This window comes from Grimontia celer (genome assembly GCF_900055185.1).
Lineage (GTDB): Bacteria > Pseudomonadota > Gammaproteobacteria > Enterobacterales > Vibrionaceae > Enterovibrio > Enterovibrio celer.
In genome coordinates this window covers 1-524 of record NZ_FIZX01000081.1, presented here as the reverse complement: position 1 = coordinate 524, position 524 = coordinate 1, and the positions used below count along the sequence as shown (strand labels likewise).

Annotated in this window: 1 pseudogene; it reads right to left on the bottom strand. The window is 46.2% G+C overall.

Features of this window, described 5'->3' with window-relative positions:
• Positions 1-39: 39 nt before the first annotated feature.
• Positions 40-524: pseudogene (locus GCE9029_RS26230) on the bottom strand (acyl-CoA dehydrogenase domain-containing protein); the annotation flags it as partial.

The following is a 524-nucleotide window of genomic DNA, read 5'->3' as shown; positions in this document are numbered from 1 at the left end:
GGACTCATAGGAGTCCCGTTTTTGTTTCTGTCTCTGACCTTAAGCGACGTTATCAATCGATTGTTCTGGGTACTGAGTCTTTGCTGCAAGCTCCTCTGGTGAGAAGTCATCAACGTTAATTGTGTACAGTCTATGTTCCTCAGCGCTAATCAGAAGATTTGCTTCTTCTTGCGTTAAGATACCTTTCTCAAGTCCCAGCTGAGCGACAAGGTCGAGTCGTAAGAAAGCACGTTTTTGATGTGTTTCTTTACAAACCTTATCAAACAGAGGTTCAGCTTGAAGAATCACTTCTAGCGCTTATTCAAGCTTGCCTACAGGGTTGTATTCCGTTGCTTCCAAGTATTGGCCACGGCCGATACGAGAGCGTGTTTCGCTTGGTGTTTGTAGGATGTGCGCGACTTGGCTATCCAGTTTGTCGTTTGGTGCACGACGGATACGACCAAATGGCATTAACACAACGCGAAGTAGTCGACCAATCACAGGGTTAGGGAAGTTCGCCAAGAACTCATCAATCGCGACTTCAG